The sequence below is a fragment of the Rhizobium sp. FKL33 genome (assembly GCF_005222915.1).
Classification (GTDB): domain Bacteria; phylum Pseudomonadota; class Alphaproteobacteria; order Rhizobiales; family Rhizobiaceae; genus Rhizobium_E.
Window position 1 is genome coordinate 98,306 of sequence record NZ_STFX01000018.1, and the last position, 16,473, is coordinate 114,778.

The following is a 16,473-nucleotide window of genomic DNA, read 5'->3' on the forward strand; positions in this document are numbered from 1 at the left end:
TTCAATTCGGATTGGCGGTGACGAGTTGCGGGCGCACAGCGCCCGAGGGAAGCCGCAGGCGCTCGGGCGCGTAGCTCAGGCGCCGGGCGCGGATGAATTCCAGCCCAAGCCCCGCCACCGTCGCAAACTGCGCCCAGGCGGCGAGCCGGAACCAGAAATCGAGCCCCAAGAGCAGGCATAGACCGCCGGCGATGACCGCGACATGATACAGCGCAAAGTACATCCGCGCCTTCGGCTCCCGGACCAGATCCTGCACGCGCGGCACGGCGCTGCGGCCCATCACCGGCCCATAGGCTTCGAGCCAGGTGAGAAACGGCACGATCTTGTAGAGTTGCGCGAGGCCGAGGCCGGAAAGCCAACCCATGGCCAGACAATAGACGCCGGTTTCGAGAAGCGGCCCAGACGCCGCAACGGTTTGCGACAGAAAGATAAGCACGAGACCGGTCGGCAGATGCAGCACGGAGACCAGGCCTGCAGACGTGTTGAGCTCCAGCGCCTTGCGGCGGCGGGCGAGAAACATGGCGACGAGATCGGCCAGATAGCAGACAATTGAGAGCGCGAAGAAGGCGCTGGCGGGCCAAAATGCGACGTCGCGAAACTCCGGGAGAACCCAAGCCGTCATCGCCCCCGCCCAAAGTGATATAAGACCGGTAAAAGCCGCAACCCCGAGCCAGCGTCCGAAGCGGCTCTTTTCCGGGGCCAGCATGAACATAGAAAACAGACGGTAGCTCACACCGATGGCGGTGAGCGTCATCCAGCCCACAAGGCCCGAAAAAGCGTGAGCGGGAAGGCCATGGGCAAGAAGATCGCCCGCCCAATCGGGCATGACCACGCCGGCGAGTAGACAGGAAAATGCGAGGCCGAGGCCGGCCGTGACGGCAAGCGCCAAGAGGCCGAGCAGCACCAAAAACCCCGGCGGATCATGCTGCTTTCGCGCCATTAGCGTGGCCGCGATCGACAGAACATGGACGCCAAATCCGATGAGGAGCAGAATGCCGCCGATCGGTAGAACGACAATGTCGAATTCGAGCCGACCGCCAAGGGACAGAAAACCCAAAAGCAGCAGAAGCAGCCCGAAAGAAAGCGCTACGAGCGCAGGCGCGGCAATCCCGGGCAATCGCGGCGAGGCGGCCGCCAACACTGGCGCAAATTGCAGGAGCGCGCCCAGAAACAGCAATCCCAGCCAGCCGATCGCGATGAGATGCACAAGAACAAGCGTGTCCGGAGCCCCCGCATCGGCGGACGGAAAGCCGAAGCCGAATCCCATCAGCGCAAGCCCTGACAACAGGCAGGCGAGAGCGACGGCGAAATAGCTCATGGTCCAGCGTGACAAGGGAGCTCCCGGCATGATCGGTCCTCAGTGACCGCCGCAGCAGCAGTCGCAGCCGCCGCCTTCGGCGCGGGTGATCAGCACTTTCCAGACGTCGGGACCCCGCTCGACATAATCCCAGCCGAATTCGTCGGGAAAGCGGGTCATGATCTGGTGATGCAGCGGCCGCGGATCGTGGTCGCTGGTCACCTGCATCGCCCGGCCCGGTTCGAGCTGGGCGAGCATGCCGAAGATGGAGGGATGGCGTTGGCTGGGCGGGATCACCCGCACATCGATTTCTGGAATGGCGCTCGACATATCGTCTCCGGTTCAATGTTGCTGTCGCGCCGGGTCTTTCGCCCGGCAAGCATTGGATAGACGGACGCCGCCTTGCGCACCTTGTTCCGGAACAAACTGCTTGCATTTCGTCAGGCCGGCTTGCGCTGGGGCAAAGAAGGGACGGCGCGAAACGCTTACGCCTCGGACAGCAAAATCAGAGGAAACGCCATGTCCGACGCCGTCATCGCCCGTTATGGAGAAGCGCGCCTGCCGCGCTACACCAGCTATCCCACGGCGCCCAAATTCGCCGATACGATCGGTCCGGCGGACTATGCCGAATGGCTGAAGGGCGCGAGGGGAGGCCAGACATCGCTCTATCTGCACATCCCTTTCTGTCGGTCGATGTGCTGGTATTGCGGCTGCCACACCACGATCACCGAGCGCGACCAGCCGATCGTCGATTATCTCGATGCTCTGACGCGGGAAATCGACATGGTCTCCCGGCTGACAGAGGGCGATCTCGATGTCCGCGAGATCCATTTCGGCGGCGGCACGCCCACCATCATCAAGCCCGAAGAATTTCTCGGCCTGATGGCGCGGTTGCGCGGCAGCTTTGGCGTTCACAGCCGCGCCAATGTGTCGGTGGAGATCGATCCGCGCCGGCTAACCCCAGAGATGACGCAAGCTTTAGGGGAAGCCGGCGTCACCCGTGCGAGCCTGGGCGTGCAGAGCTTCGACCCCCGCGTCCAGAAAGCCATCAACCGCATTCAGTCGGAGGAGGAAACGGCGCTGGCGACCGAGGGTTTGAGGGCAAATGGAATCGGAAGCATCAATTTCGACCTGATCTATGGCCTGCCGCACCAGGCCATCCGCTCCTGCGAGGAAACCGCCCGCGCCTGCGTGGCGATGCGGCCAGAACGACTCGCCGTGTTCGGCTATGCGCATGTGCCGAGCTTCAAGAAACACCAGCGTCTCATCGATGAAGCTGCGCTCCCCGACGCCGCCGCCCGCCATCAACAGGCCGAAGCCATCGCCGAGACGCTCGAAGCCGGCGGCTATCGTCGCATCGGCCTCGACCATTTCGCCCTCCCCGAAGACGATTTGGCGAAAGCAGCCGACGCCGGCCTGCTGCGCCGCAATTTCCAGGGTTATACGACGGACAGCTGCGACGCTCTGATCGGCTTCGGCGCTTCATCCATCGGTCGGCTCGCCGAGGGATATGTGCAAAACGCAACGCCGCCGGGCGTCTATGCCCGCGAAGTCGTGGCCGGTCGTCTTCCCACGGCGAAAGGCTATCGTCTCACCGCCGAAGACCGGCTGCGGGCGCATGTGATCGAGCGGCTGATGTGCGATTTCGCTGCTGATGTCGCATCAATCTCCGCCTCTCACGGTTTTGAGCGCGATATGCTGTTGCGCGGCAATGCCGCGCTGCATTCTCTCGCCGAGGATGGGATCGCAACGATTGCCGATGGCGTCGTTCGGGTCGATCCGTCCAGGCGGTTTCTGATCCGCGCCGTGGCGGCCGCCTTCGACGCCTATCTCAATGATCTCGGGCGCACCTTCAGCAAAGCGGCGTAAAGCAGCAAGAACATTACCCACGCGCATAAAAAGACCCGGCCGAGACCAGCTCCGCCGGGTCTTTTTTTAGTCGTCTTGTCGGTCAGCGGGTCAGGCCGCGATAGATCGCGGGCAGCGCCCTGGGCAGTTTGCCGATATCGCCCACGACGGTGAAACCGTGACGGCCGAACATGACGGGCAGATAGGATTGCGCCTCTTTATCGACAGTGACGGCGAAGACGGCCGCGCCGCTTCGGCGCGCCTCCGCCACCGCCTTGCGCGAGTCCTCCAGCGCGAAACGGCCTTCATAATGATCGATGTCGTTGGGCTTGCCGTCTGTCAGCACCAGCAGCAGCTTGCGGCGGTTGGCTTGCTTTGACAGTTCCGCCGCCGCATGCCGGATCGCCGCGCCCATACGGGTGTAATAGCCGGGCTTGAGACCTGCGATGCGGCGCTCGATCCGGTCACTCATCGGCTCGCCGAAGGCCTTCACCGTTTCGATCCGCACCCAGGCGCGCCGCCGCGAGGTGAAGGTCAGGACGGAATGGTTGACCCCGCAGGCCGACAAGCCATGGGTCAGCACGGCGAGCGCTTCTTTCTCGACGTCCAGCACGCGATGATCGTCATGCCAGGCATCAGTGGAGAGAGACACATCAACGAGAATACTCACAGCCAGATCCTGGCCTTGCGGCCGCGACAGAAGATGAATGCGGTCGCTGCCCTCGCCGCCTGCGACTAGGTCCGTCTGCCGGCGCACCAGCGCGTCGAGATCGAGTTCCTCCCCATCAAGCTGCGCCTTGAGCGCCTCATTTTTAGGCCGCAACAATTCGAACTGCCGCCGCACCTTGCGGATATGTGCGCGCGTCTCCTCGGTGGACGTCAGACTCGCCTCCGCCTCGCCCGGAACAGTGGTGACGACGCGGCAGTAAGCGGGCATATAGGCGCCGGTCCGGTAGTTCCACTCTGGATAGCTGATCTCCGCCTCGATAGCCGAGGGATCGACCGCTTCGGGCGGCAGGTCGAGATCGAAGCGGAATTTCGAGGACGGCCGTTCCTTGCGCCGGCCCAGCGTGATTTCATCAAGGTCCCGCGCGGCCTCGCGATCGGCCTCGTCATTGTCGTCGGTGGGACGGTCGACATTGACCATCTCCGCCATCGCCAGGATCTTCTCGAAACGGTTGAGGATGAAGGGCGAGCGGTCGCTGGCGCCGCGCTCTGTTTCGCGATCGGCGCGGTAGCGGCCGGCGGAGCCCAGTCCGTCACCGGTGGTCGCCGCATCATCCTCGGCCTCGACGCCCTTCGGAACTTCGGCGCGCGGCTCGTAGCGCGGCCAGAGCGGGATGGGCATCAGGGGCTGGTAGCCTGCCGGCGCGCTGCGTGGAAAGATCGACGGCGGACAATCGATCGGCAGACCGGCGCCGGCCTTGAGCATGGCGAGCGCCTCGTTCTCCACCAATTGCTCCACCGGCGGAAGCGCGCCGCGCCGGCGACCAGCAAGCACGCCGCGGCAGAGCGCGGCATAACGCGACGCCAGTCCCGGAAAGGCCTGTAGCGTCCGCCGCGTCGCGCGCTTGGCCGCGTCCAGCGCGGCGACATCCGCGTTGAGCGCGTCTTCCGCATCGGTGGAGGTCAGCTCCATCTGCGCCATATAGGCCGCGAGCCAGATATAGAGGTCGCGATTGAGCACTGCTTCAGGGAACAGGTCGATCACGGGCGGTAGCTGCACAGCGCCGCGATCGCGCGCCGCGGGAGCAGTCTTTTCCTCTCCCAACCCCACCAATTGCCGAAGCCGCAGCCGATGGCCGCTGGCTCTTGCATGGGCGGGGCCGAGCTGGGCGGCGATATCGCCGCCGAAGCCGCGAAAGCAGGTCGCCAGCACCGGCTTGACGTCATCGAAGCTTATGGCGGCCTGCGGATAGCGCGGCATGCTGGAGGTGGATCCGACCAGTCGGTGCCAGGCCTTGCCGACGCTCTCCTCGAGTTCCAGGAATTCGAACATGGCGGCCTCAGGCGATGATGGCGGCGGCGACTTCGGTCAGTGCGGCCTTGACGTCGGCGTCGTCGCTCAGGGGCTCGATGATGGCGGCGCGGATCGCATCCTTCCGGTCCATGCCGCTGTCGATGAGGGCGGCGCAATAGACGAGCAGCCGGGTCGACACCCCCTCCTCGATGTCTGCGCCCTTCAACTTGCGCAGCCTGCTCGCCAGCTCCACCAGGGGCGCAACACGGGCTTCGTCTAGCCCGCTTTCGATCGCGACGACGGCGATCTCCTGCTTCTTGGGCAGGAAGTCGAACTCAATCGACACAAAACGCTGCTTGGTCGAGGGTTTCAACGCCTTCAGCATGGTCTGGTAGCCGGGATTGTAGGACACGACCAGCATAAAGCCCGCTGGCGCGGCGAGCGTTTCGCCGGTCCGTTCGAGCGGCAGAATGCGGCGGTCGTCGGTCAAGGGATGCAGCACCACGGCGACATCCTTGCGCGCTTCGACGATCTCGTCGAGATAGCAGATCCCGCCGTCGCGCACGGCGCGGGTCAGGGGCCCGTCGACCCAGACTGTATCGCCGCCCTTGAGCAGATAACGGCCGGTCAGATCGGCGGCGGCGAGATCGTCGTGGCAGGACACGGTGGAGAGTGGAAGTCCCAGCCGCGCCGCCATATGGCTCACGAACCGGGTCTTGCCGCAGCCGGTCGGTCCCTTGAGGAGCAGCGGCAATTGACGGGTCCAGGCGGCTTCGAAGAGTTCGCATTCGCGGCCGCTCGGGATGTAGGGTGGAATATCGATGGCTGCGCGTTCGCGCGCGGTGGAGAGCATATTCATGACGTCACTCCGAGAAGGGGAAAGAAGACGGCCCCGCCCGAGGCGAAACCGAAGGGAGATCATTCAGCCGCCTGCAGGCTTGCCGCGCGGGTCTCGCGTTCGCGGCCCGGCACGAACAAAGCCCAGAGGAACATGACGGCCGAGATCAGCACGAAGACACCCGAGCCAAGCCGGATCCAGTAAAAGAGCGCCAGTTGGTCCTGCACATCCATGTAGCTTTCGCCGAGAACCCGCTGCAGATGCACCTGCAGCACGCCGGCGAAGGTGAGCGCGAAGGTCATCACCGACATGGCCGAGCACATGATCCAGAAGCTGATCATCGACAGCATCTGATTATAGGGCGCGCGTCCCCTGAGTTCCGGCACCGCATAGGCCATCATCGCGAGGTTGAGCATCACATAAGAGCCGAAGAAGGCGAGATGACCATGCGCGGCGGTGACCTGTGTGCCGTGGGTGTAATAGTTGACCGAGGACAGCGTGTGCAGGAAGCCCCAGACGCCGGCGCCGAAAAAGGCCATGACCGAGCAGCCGAGCGACCAGAGAATGGCGGCGCGGTTGGGATGCTTGCGCCCGGCCTTCCAGGTCATCACGAAGGTGAAGACGACCATGGTGAAGAAGGGCGCGACTTCGAGCGTCGAGAAGATCGAACCGATCCACTGCCAGTAACCGGGCGCGCCGATCCAGTAGAAATGATGGCCGGTGCCGAGAATGCCCGAGAACAGCGCGAGCCCGACGATCACATAGAGCCACTTCTCCACCACTTCGCGGTCGATGCCATTGAGCTTGATCATCAGGAAGGCCAGGACGGAGGCCATGATCAGCTCCCACACGCCCTCCACCCAGAGATGGACGACGAACCACCAATACATCTTGTCGAGCGCGAGATTGGCGGGATTGAAGAAGGCGAACAGGAAGAAGACCGCCACGCCCCAGAGCCCGAAAATCAGGATATTGGTGACCACTGTCTTGCGGCCTTTGAGCACCGTCAGCGTGACGTTGAACAGGAACATCAGCGCGACGACGACGATGCCGACCTTGATGGCGAAGGGCTGTTCGAGGAATTCACGGCCCTCATGAATGTGGAAGAGATAGCCTACGACGGCGACCGCGGCCGCGACAAGGAACAACCAGAACTGCGCCACCGCGATGCGGGTGCTGTAAAGCTCCGTCTCCGCCTCTTCAGGCAGCAGGAAATAGGTGGAACCCATGAAGCCCATCAACAGCCAGACGATCAGCGCATTGGTGTGGATCATGCGCACGATGTTGAACGGCAGGAGCTCCGACAGCGTGTTGGGCAGGACATAGATCGTTCCGGCGAGCACGCCGAACAGGATCTGGGCGAAGAAGAGGCCGAGCGCGCCGTAGAAATACAGCATGGCGACCTTCTGGGTCTGATATTTCATGATGATGCTCCTTCCCGTCTCTCAACCGGCCTCGTTGGGCGGCCATTTCTGGGTTTTGATCTTGCTGGTCCAGCGCAGGAATTCGGAGAGATCGTTGAGTTCCTGATCGTTGAGATGGAACTGCGGCATCTGACGACGACCCTCGATGCCCGAAGGCTGGGCAGCCATCCAGGCCTTGAAGGTCTCGCGCGTTGTCTCAACATCATCGTCGCCGCCCATGCGGGTCCAGACATTGCCGAGTTCGGGGGCGAAATAGGCGCCTTCGCCGAGCAGTGTGTGGCAGTTGATGCAGGCGTTCTTCTCCCAGACCCGCTTGCCCCGCTCGACCGCAGAGGTGAGCGTGCTTTCGTCTGTCGAGGTGGTGCGCATGTAGTAGTGGCTGTGCGCGGTCAGCCCGATGAAGATGGCGAAGAAGAAGGCCGAGCCGCCGTAGAAGACGTTCCGCGCTCCTGTTTTGGTCAAATAGTCCGACATGTCTGTCCCTCTCGCTTCCCGCGGACAAGGCGCGGGATCGGATGATGCGGAGGCCGGCGCGCCAACCTCTGAGTTTAGGGATGCCGGAAGAGACGCGCGCCTTCTTTGTCGAAAGGCAAACAAATCTGACGCCAAAAATGAGAGGCCCCGAAGGGCCTCCGCGTCAGCTCAGGAAAAAGGGAATGGCGGCTTTGGCGGCCGCGAGCGCCGTGAACAGCGCGGGCCAGGCGATCAGCGCCGCAGCCAGTCGCGGCCTCTCCCCGCGCAGTCCCATGAAATCGAGAATGACGATCCGCGCCTTGATGATCGTCAGCCCGATCACGGCGGCGAGCGCCCAGAGCGGCAACGTCTCGTGTTTCCACTGCGAGACGATCAGCGAGGCGGCGATGGCGATAAGGAAAAGCCAGATGGCGCAGCCGAACAGCCAGCGCGTTTGCATATTGCGCATGAAATCACCCGAGATAGACGATGGGAAAAATGACGAGCCAGACGAGATCGACCGCGTGCCAGAGCGTGGCGACAAGGGCGATATTGCCCGGCTGCGGCCGCCGCGCCACCAGCAACATGATCAAGCTCAGAACGACGACATGGGCGAGATGGAAGCCGGTGATCAGGAAATAGAGTTCGAAGAAAGCGTTGAAGCTCGCTTCGCCTGCGAAATGCAGATCGCCCCGATATTCCCAAGCCTTGATCGCGGCGAAGACGAGGCCGAGAAAGGCCGCCGACCACAGACCGATCTTGCGACCCAGTTCGGTGTTGGCCCGCACCGCCGCCGCCGCCCGCCAGCCGCTTGCAAGCAAGACCAGCGTGTTGAGACTGGCGAGCCGCGTGTCGAGATGGAGCTTGGCGACGCCGAAATCCTCCGGATGCAGAAACGACATCACCAGGAAACCGCCAAGCAACACGCCGAAGGCCGCAAGCTCGCTCCATACCAAAATCCAAAGAATGAGGTCTCCGCCTTCGTCTTCCAATGCAGTGCTGTCTATGATCGCCGCCATCGCCGTCTCTCCGTTTCGTCGATCCGGGGTAGCGCGGCGAAATTTTCTCTTCTTTGCTCTTTGACAAAGAGCAGGCGGCTTCAACGGCGGATAGAACGAGAAACGGAGATTTGACCATGACGGATGCGCAGACGGGACTTATGGTGGCGACGCCTGTGATCATCGGATTTTCAATCGCGCTTTACAGAATGGGCGTGCTGCAGCGCTACAGCACGACGGTCGCGGTGATGGCGTCTGTCGTGATCGCGGGCGTGCTGTTCTTTCAGCAATAGGGTTGAGGCCGCCATGATCCGCCTTCTCATCGCGTTCTCCGTCTTCATCGCGCTGCATTCGGTCCCGGCGATCCCTGCCCTGCGCGGTCGGCTGATCGAAAAAATGGGGCGCAGGGCCTACCTCATCGCCTATTCGGTCGTCTCGACGCTGGTTCTCGGCTGGCTGTTCTACGAGGCGCTGCAGACGGATTATATCGAGCTTTGGGAGCCCACGCCCTGGCAAGCCTGGATCACCTTCCTGCTGGCTCCGGTCGGCCTTTTTCTGGTCACCGCCGGACTGATCAGCCAAAATCCTTTCTCCGTTACGTTGAGACGGCAAACGGACAAGGTCGGCGCGATCGTCCGCTTCACCCGCCATCCGGTGCTCTGGGGTTTCTTCGTCTGGGCTATCGGCCATATCGCACCGAATGGCGATCTGCGGTCGCTGCTGCTGTTCGGCGGTTTCGCGCTGTTTTCCCTGGGCGGTGTGGCCATGCAGGAACGCCGCAGCCGAAAACGCCTCGGCGCGCGCTGGAATTCTATGGCGGACGGAACCTCATTTTTCGTCTGCAGTCCCCTCGCGGTCAGATGGGACTGGCCGGCATGGCTCGCGCTCGGCGTCACGACGCTCCTTGCCGCAGCGCTCATAGACGGCGGCCATCTGTTGGTGTTCGGCGTCGACCCTGTGACTCTGGCTACAAGTTGAGAAGACGTCTGGAAAAAACGAAAACCGAGCGCTTCAAGACGCACCTGCAGACATGAAAAAAGGCCAGACAAACTGCTTGGCCTCGCTTTGTATGTTGTCGCGCTGCGCAAGTACATCCTTGTTCTAAGCGCAATTGATTTACGGTCTGGCCGCTTGCCGATTGCAGGACTTCGACAAACGCCCAAAAGGCCAGGAGCAACGACATGATTTTTGCTGGCGCATATTCCTTGAACAAATAGCTTTGCGGGCTGTCAGGCAAAGACAACGCGTCATCGTTCCGCTGTTGTCAATCTGTCTTCACTAACGGCCGGTTCGCCGTCGCTTGTCAGAATCTGCGTTGTTACTCCCAAAGGTCGATCTTCGACCGCCAGCGGGGGACGCTGAAGTTGCTGCTGGGCAAACAGCGACCAGGCTGAAATGAAGAGCGCGGCGATCAGCGGACCGATGACGAAGCCGCTGAGGCCGAACAGCGAAAGCCCTCCTACGGTGGAGATGAGGACGACATAATCCGGCATCTTCGTGCCCTGTCCGACGAGCGGCGGACGCAAAAGGTTGTCGATCAGCCCGATGATCAGCACGCCGATGGCCACCATGACGATGGCCTTGATCCAGGCGCCGGCGAGAAAGAGCCAGAGCGCAGCGGGCGCCCAGACGATCGCGGCCCCGACGGCCGGCAGCATCTACAGGAACGTCATGACCACGCCCCACAGCAGGGCCGCCTCGATGCCGAGGGCCCAGAAGCTGACGCCGCCGATCACGCCTTGGGCGAGTGCGATGGTGACATTGCCGCGCACGGTGGCGCGCACCACAGCTGCGAACTTGTCGACGAATTGCCGCGTATAGTCGTCGCTGAGCGGTATCGACCGGCGTAGTGTTATGCCCAAAGCTCAAGACGCTGCCAGCGATGATCTGTCCCGCTTCCATGGCGCCGGTTGACAGCTTGGTCCATAGCTGGCCGAAACCGTTGATTTTCAGCGAATTCAACCATGTGTCCACGCAGGTCGGCAGCATGGTCTAGAGGCGCAGCATATGCGCGTGCAGGCATTCCCGTAATCGTCGAGATAATCCCGCTGGGAAACCACGCGGTCGAAGGCGAGCGTCTGTTCGCTGCACAGATCCCTCTCCCGTAAGGGATGAACCTTCAGGACAAGCAACATCGGCGTCTCGATCGGGCATTCATAGCCAATGCGGAATCCCGCGCGTATTTTCATGATGTCGATTTCCTGTCCGGCTCACGGCCCCTTGAGCGCAACGGCCGAGACATCAGGACGTTCCATCTGTGATCTCGCAAGCCGCGCCGAGACAGTCAGCCCTTTATCGCTTCATCGGCACAAGCGGCCCCAGGCTGTCGAGATAGGCTGACGTTCGCCCGGGCGTGTAGACATCGAATTCGGTTTCTCGGTCGCGCCAGGATTTGAGCACCTGTCCGAGAGCGTTGGCGCCCTCGCGTCGGGATTGGCGGACGAGGCCCAGATCCAGCATGACCGGAAAAATCTGCGTCACCTGGCCGGCCTGATAGACGGCGTTGCCGCAGGGATCGGCCACGAGGGACTGGCCGTTGCCGCCGCCGTCGAGGCCGTTGACGTCGACCACATAGCATTGGAACATGGCGGCCGTCGCCCTGGCGATGGCATTTTCGGCGGCGCGATCCGTGGTGCCGGTGAGTGTCGGATGGATCAGGACCTCGACGCCCATGCTGGTGAGCGCCCGCATCACTTCCGGAAACCAGATATCGTAGCAGATGCTGAGGCCGAAACGTCCGACGCCAGGCACGTCGAATGCGAGGACGGATGCGCCGCCGGTGACGCCCGACTCGAATGGCCGAAAAGGAAAGAGCTTGTCGTAGCGTCCCACGATCGCACCGTCCGGGTCGATGATGACGGCGTGGTTGTACACTTTCCCCTCCCGGCGGACATACATGGAGCCCGGCGCGATCCAGACCTTGTGGCGGGCGGCGAGATCCTGGAAGATTTCGAGATCCTTTTCGGGCTCGGCGGCGATGCGCTGCTCCAGCGGCCCATGCATCGCGAGCTCCGAAAAGACGATCATGCCTGTGCCGGGGAAGAGCGCCATGACCTCCGTCACCTTGGCGCGCATGGCGGGAATGTTATTCTCGGTCAGGGATATCGGCATCTGCACGCCGGTCATCAGAAAGCGGGCATTGTCCTGTTGGCTGGGACTGGTCATCGTCAGGCTCCCTGTTTTGGCTGTTCAAGCCGGCCATGCGCCGCCATGATCGTCAACAGACGGTCGATGTCGATGGCCGGGCAGATATAGCCTGCGGGCTTGAAGGTCGGAACGTCTTCGCCGGCGACGATGGCGTTGATCACGCTTTCATCGACGGCTTCGACCGCCGCCTCATAGAGCGGGTCCAGCTCTTCCCAATTCAGCGATCGGCGGCTGATGATCGGGCCGGCATGCAGGGAGTTGGGCATGTCGTCGGCGACGGAAAAGGCGAGGAAGATGTCCCCCGATCCGTTGCCCCCCGGCGTGCCCGACCGACCGATGCCGATGGAGGCGCGCTTGGCGAGCTGTCGGAGAATGGCGTCTGATAGCGGCGCATCGGTGGCGATGACCACGATGATGGAGCCCCGCTCCTTCTGCTGGGGCCAGTCCTCGGGAAATTCGCGCCCGACCGGCACGCCCAGCACCGTCAGCCAGGGCCGGATGCCGAAATTGGCCTGCACCAGTACGCCCACCGTGTAGGTCTGGCCTCCGATGACGACCTGCCGGGACGAGGTTCCCGTTCCGCCCTTGAACCCATAGGCGATCATTCCGTTGCCGCCGCCAACGGATCCTTCGGCGACGGGGCCGGAACGCGCCGCATTCAGGGCGGCGACGGCGTGTTCGGGCTCGACGAACATCGCGTTGATGTTGTTCAGGCAGCCGTCATAGGTTTCGGCGACCACCGGCATCGCCCAGGCATGCTCTTCACGGAAATGCTTGGCGTAGGTGTCGATCATCCAGCGCGTCGCCCCGGTATGCGCAGCGCCGACGCCATGCGTGTTGGTGATGCAGACCGGTCCGACGAAATAGCCGGCATCGTTGATCCAGTGCACGCCGGTCATTTCCCCATTGCCGTTGAGCGTATGGAAGCCGGCCCAGACGGGTTTGGGACTGTCTTTTTCGGCGCGCGGGAGGATGGCGGTGACGCCGGTGCGCATATTCTTTTCTGGGTCCGTCAATGTCGTGAAGCCGACCATGACGCCGGGCACATCGGTGATGGCGTTGTGAGGGCCGGGCGCGCCGGGAAACGGCAGCCCAAGCGCGCGGGCGCGAGGTTTGGTCATGGTCAGTTCAGTCCTGTCTTGGCGGTCATCAGTTTCGGCGCGGCGGCTAGCAGCGCCCGGGTATAGTCAGTGCGCGGATGGCGCAGAACATCGGCGCTGCGGCCATATTCCACGAGCTTGCCATGCTGCATCACGGCCACATCCTCGCAGAGATAGCGGACGACGGCGAGGTCGTGCGAAATCAGGATCAGCGTCAGCCCGAGCTCAGCCTGCAGACGCTTGAACAGATCGAGGATTTGCGCCTGGATGGAGACGTCGAGCGCCGAGGTCACTTCATCGGCGATCAGAATTTCCGGCGACATGGCGAGCGCGCGGGCGATTCCCACCCGCTGGCGCTGCCCGCCGGACAACTGCCCGGATTTCCGGCGAAGCAAGTTCTCCGGCAGTTCCACGGTTCGCATCAGCCGTCTCACCCGTTCCGGCGTCTCGGAAGGCGCGCAGAGCCGGTGAGCGATAAATGGTTCCGACAGCGTCTGGGCAATGGTGTAGGAGGGGTTCAGCGACAGGTAGGGATCCTGAAACGCCATCTGCACGATCCGCGCTCTCGCCTGCTTGTCTTGCGGGCCGTCAATGCGGATCGAACCGGATTTCGCCTTTGTCAGCCCCACGATGGCGCGGGCGAGCGTGCTCTTGCCAGACCCCGATTCGCCGACGATGCCAAGCGAGCCGCCGCGTCTGACCGACAGGCTGACGTCATCGACGGCGCGGACACTATGCGCCGGTCTGCCAGCGACGATATCGGCGAGACGCCTCGGCGCCGCAAATTCCACGGAAAGCTTGTCGATCGACAGGATTTCGGGGCCGGCCGCCGCGGCCTCGGTCCGGTCCGGCAGCAGCGACGGCTGGGAGCGGATGAGGTTGCGGGTATAGTCGGCCTTGGGTGCAGTCAGGATCTCTTCTGTCGTGCCGGTCTCGACGATGCGACCGTCCTTCATGACGACGATGCGGTCGCAGACCGCGCCGATCACGCCGAGATCATGCGACACCAGCACCACCGTCAGCTTGCGCTCTTCCCGGATCTTGGCGAGCAGGCTCAGGATCTGCGCCTGTACGGTGACGTCGAGCGCCGTTGTCGGTTCGTCGGCGATCAGCAGGTCCGGGGAGCATGCAAGCGCCGCGGCGATCATCACGCGCTGGCGCATGCCGCCGGACAATTCGTGTGGATAGGAGGAGGCTCTTCGCCCGGCGTCGCGGATCTTCATGTCGTCGAGCAGTTGCACCGCCTGCACAGTCGCTTCCGCACGGTCGAGCTTGCGATGTATCCTCAGGCCTTCGGCGACCTGATCCCCCACTCTCATGATCGGGTCCAGATGGGTGGACGGATCCTGGAAGATCATCGCGGCTTTCTCGCCGCGATAGCGGTTCAGGTCCGCCTCCGTCATCGCCAGCACATCGTCGCCTTCATACAGGATCTTGCCGCCAGTCACCCGCGCATTGGCGGCGAAGAGCTGCAACAGGGCGCGGCAGACAACCGATTTGCCTGATCCGGATTCGCCGACGATGCCCAGCGCTTCGCCACGTCGGATGGCGAAGGACACGTTCTTGACGGCGTCGACCTGACCATGCCGGGTGTCAAAGCTGACCGACAAATTCTCAATCGAAACGAGGTCGTCCATCTCAGCTCTCCGGGTCCAGAACCTGCGCCATACCGTCGGCGACAAGCGAAAGGCCAAAGGCCAGGCTGCAAAGGGCGATCCCGGGGCAGAGCGAAATCCACCAGGCCGTCCCCAGATAGGTGCGGCCTTCGGCGATCATCACGCCCCATTCCGGCGTCGGCGCCTGCACGCCGAGGCCGAGAAAGCCCAGCGATGATCCGAGAACAATGGTCAGCACCGCGTCGGTCATCAGGAACACGCTTGCCGAAATGATCGCGTTCGGAAAGACATGACGCAGCATGATCCGGCTCGGGCTATAGCCGAGAACCCGGGCGGCCAGCACGAAATCGGCATTCGACAGAACCATGGTTTCAGCCCGAACCAGCCGGGCATAGGTGACCCAGTTCACCACCGTCAGCGAAATCAGATAGCTCTGAAGGCCGGGTCCCATGATCGCCACGATCGCGATGACCAGGACGAAATAGGGAAAGGAGATCGTCACGTCGAGGATGCGCATCAGCAGCCCATCCATCCAGCCGCCCAAATAGCCGGCCGCCAGGCCGATCGTCGTGCCCAACACGAAGGGACCTGCGACGCCTGCTACAGCCATAAGAAGATCGATCCGCGCGCCGTAGAGGATGCGTGTCAGCACGTCGCGGCCGACGGAATCCGCGCCGAGCAGATGCACGCCGCTGGGCGGGTGCAGGGCGTTGAGGGCGTCGATCTTGATCGGATCGAAGGACGTGATCAGCGGCGCGCACGCCGCCGCGACGATCCAGAACAGCGTGATCGCAATCCCGACCAACAGCGAGCGCGGCGCGTCCCGACGCAGCCAGACGACGGTGCTTTTCATGTCTTGATCCTCGGATCGAGCAGCGCTGTGAGGATGTCGACGGCGAGGTTCGACAAGACGATGCCGAGCGCCATGACGATCGTCACGCCCTGGACCACGAGATAATCGCGGCTGAGCACGGAGCGCACCAGAAGAAGGCCGAGGCCGGGAATATTGAAGACATTCTCGATCACAACTGTGCCGCCGATCAGGAAGGATGCGACGACGCCGAACAGGCTGACCGTGGGCAGAAGCGAGTTCCAGAACACATGCCGCCAGAACACCGCTCTCGGCGAGACGCCCTTAGACAGAGCCGCGATCGCATAACCGGCATTCATCTGCTGCAGCAGCGTGGCCCTGAAGTTTCGCGCCAGGACCGGCGTCACCGAGATGGCGATGGTCAACGCCGGCAGAAAGAGATGATGGAGATTGGCCCAGACGCCATCCGCATAGCCCGACACGGGGAAAAGCTTGAAGGTCAGAGAAAACACCAGGACGAGCAACAGGCCCGCCACATAGGACGGCACGCCGACGCCGACCACGCAGATGATGCGGATGGTCTGGTCGAGCCAGCCGCCCTGGCTGCGCGCCGCCAAGACGCCAAGAGCAAGCGTCAACAGCACGGAAAGCGTCAGTCCATAGACAATGATAAAGACGGTCGGACCGATCCTTTCGAGCAGCAACGGGCCGATCGCCGTGCGATAGCTGATCGACTGGCCGAAATCGCCCATCAGCACATTCTTGATGTAATAGACATATTGAACGAGCACGGGCTTATCGAGCCCATAGCGCTCGCGCACCAGGGCGATGGCGGCGTCGCCCGCCTTTGGACCCAGCAGGAGGCGCACCGGATCGCCGGGCGTCAGTTGCAGCAATACGAAGCTGATCAGGCTGATCCCGATCAAAACCGGGATCAGCTCGAACGGCCTTCGCAAGAGAAATGCGAAACGCGTCATGACT

16 protein-coding genes and 2 pseudogenes are annotated in these 16,473 nt (G+C 62.7%); 3 read left to right on the forward strand and 15 right to left on the reverse strand.

Annotation, left to right across the window (positions count from 1 at the left end; translation table 11 throughout):
- Position 1 precedes the first annotated feature (1 nt).
- On the reverse strand, positions 2 to 1,348 hold the full coding sequence (locus E8Q41_RS11040; protein ID WP_137155595.1) for a hypothetical protein: 1,347 nt from the start codon (positions 1,346 to 1,348) through the stop codon (positions 2 to 4).
- Between the two features lie 9 nt (positions 1,349 to 1,357).
- A complete protein-coding gene (locus E8Q41_RS11045) occupies positions 1,358 to 1,627 on the reverse strand; it encodes a DUF2249 domain-containing protein (RefSeq protein WP_137155596.1) in 270 nt (89 codons plus the stop codon).
- A gap of 189 nt (positions 1,628 to 1,816) precedes the next feature.
- On the opposite strand from E8Q41_RS11045, the gene hemN reads away from it, so the two are divergent.
- Positions 1,817 to 3,166, forward strand: coding sequence for an oxygen-independent coproporphyrinogen III oxidase (hemN, locus tag E8Q41_RS11050; RefSeq protein ID WP_137155597.1), 1,350 nt, complete (start codon positions 1,817 to 1,819; stop codon positions 3,164 to 3,166).
- Positions 3,167 to 3,248: 82 nt separating this feature from the next.
- On the opposite strand, the gene E8Q41_RS11055 is transcribed toward hemN, so the two are convergent.
- The 6 genes from E8Q41_RS11055 to E8Q41_RS11080 form a co-directional block, all read right to left on the reverse strand.
- Positions 3,249 to 5,144: a VWA domain-containing protein gene (locus E8Q41_RS11055; RefSeq protein WP_137155598.1), complete on the reverse strand. Its 1,896-nt coding sequence runs from the start codon at positions 5,142 to 5,144 to the stop codon at positions 3,249 to 3,251.
- A 7-nt stretch (positions 5,145 to 5,151) separates the two neighbouring features.
- Positions 5,152 to 5,964 (reverse strand): CbbQ/NirQ/NorQ/GpvN family protein, encoded by an 813-nt coding sequence (locus E8Q41_RS11060; RefSeq protein ID WP_137155599.1) that lies wholly within the window; start codon positions 5,962 to 5,964, stop codon positions 5,152 to 5,154.
- Between the two features lie 59 nt (positions 5,965 to 6,023).
- A complete protein-coding gene (locus E8Q41_RS11065) occupies positions 6,024 to 7,367 on the reverse strand; it encodes a cbb3-type cytochrome c oxidase subunit I (protein ID WP_137155600.1) in 1,344 nt (447 codons plus the stop codon).
- 21 nt (positions 7,368 to 7,388) lie between these two features.
- Positions 7,389 to 7,841: a cytochrome c gene (locus tag E8Q41_RS11070; RefSeq protein ID WP_137155601.1), complete on the reverse strand. Its 453-nt coding sequence runs from the start codon at positions 7,839 to 7,841 to the stop codon at positions 7,389 to 7,391.
- Positions 7,842 to 8,004: 163 nt separating this feature from the next.
- A complete protein-coding gene (locus tag E8Q41_RS11075; RefSeq protein WP_137155602.1) occupies positions 8,005 to 8,289 on the reverse strand; it encodes a cytochrome C oxidase subunit IV family protein in 285 nt (94 codons plus the stop codon).
- A 4-nt stretch (positions 8,290 to 8,293) separates the two neighbouring features.
- On the reverse strand, positions 8,294 to 8,839 hold the full coding sequence (locus E8Q41_RS11080) for a cytochrome c oxidase subunit 3 (RefSeq protein ID WP_137155603.1): 546 nt from the start codon (positions 8,837 to 8,839) through the stop codon (positions 8,294 to 8,296).
- Positions 8,840 to 8,955: 116 nt separating this feature from the next.
- On the opposite strand from E8Q41_RS11080, the gene E8Q41_RS25535 reads away from it, so the two are divergent.
- Both E8Q41_RS25535 and E8Q41_RS11085 read left to right on the forward strand, forming a co-directional pair.
- Positions 8,956 to 9,111, forward strand: coding sequence for a hypothetical protein (locus E8Q41_RS25535; RefSeq protein WP_170976445.1), 156 nt, complete (start codon positions 8,956 to 8,958; stop codon positions 9,109 to 9,111).
- A 13-nt stretch (positions 9,112 to 9,124) separates the two neighbouring features.
- The gene (locus E8Q41_RS11085) at positions 9,125 to 9,796 is read left to right on the forward strand and encodes an NnrU family protein (RefSeq protein WP_137155604.1); all 672 of its coding nucleotides are present in this window, start codon (positions 9,125 to 9,127) and stop codon (positions 9,794 to 9,796) included.
- Between the two features lie 386 nt (positions 9,797 to 10,182).
- Here the strand turns inward: E8Q41_RS11085 and E8Q41_RS11090 are convergent.
- The 7 genes and pseudogenes from E8Q41_RS11090 to E8Q41_RS11115 form a co-directional block, all read right to left on the reverse strand.
- Positions 10,183 to 10,738, reverse strand: a pseudogene (locus E8Q41_RS11090) (AI-2E family transporter); the annotation flags it as partial.
- Between the two features lie 86 nt (positions 10,739 to 10,824).
- Positions 10,825 to 11,007: pseudogene (locus tag E8Q41_RS25855) on the reverse strand (transglutaminase family protein); the annotation flags it as partial.
- A gap of 103 nt (positions 11,008 to 11,110) precedes the next feature.
- Complete coding sequence (locus tag E8Q41_RS11095; RefSeq protein ID WP_205910386.1) at positions 11,111 to 11,983, reverse strand: carbon-nitrogen hydrolase family protein; 873 nt, start codon at positions 11,981 to 11,983, stop codon at positions 11,111 to 11,113.
- Positions 11,984 to 11,985: 2 nt separating this feature from the next.
- Positions 11,986 to 13,086, reverse strand: coding sequence for a P1 family peptidase (locus E8Q41_RS11100; RefSeq protein ID WP_137155605.1), 1,101 nt, complete (start codon positions 13,084 to 13,086; stop codon positions 11,986 to 11,988).
- Between the two features lie 2 nt (positions 13,087 to 13,088).
- Positions 13,089 to 14,702, reverse strand: coding sequence for an ABC transporter ATP-binding protein (locus E8Q41_RS11105; protein ID WP_137155606.1), 1,614 nt, complete (start codon positions 14,700 to 14,702; stop codon positions 13,089 to 13,091).
- 1 nt (position 14,703) lies between these two features.
- The gene (locus E8Q41_RS11110; RefSeq protein WP_137155607.1) at positions 14,704 to 15,534 is read right to left on the reverse strand and encodes an ABC transporter permease; all 831 of its coding nucleotides are present in this window, start codon (positions 15,532 to 15,534) and stop codon (positions 14,704 to 14,706) included.
- Positions 15,531 to 16,469: an ABC transporter permease gene (locus E8Q41_RS11115; protein ID WP_137155608.1), complete on the reverse strand. Its 939-nt coding sequence runs from the start codon at positions 16,467 to 16,469 to the stop codon at positions 15,531 to 15,533. The genes E8Q41_RS11110 and E8Q41_RS11115 overlap by 4 nt, the downstream gene beginning before the upstream one ends.
- Between the last annotated feature and the right edge of the window lie 4 nt (positions 16,470 to 16,473).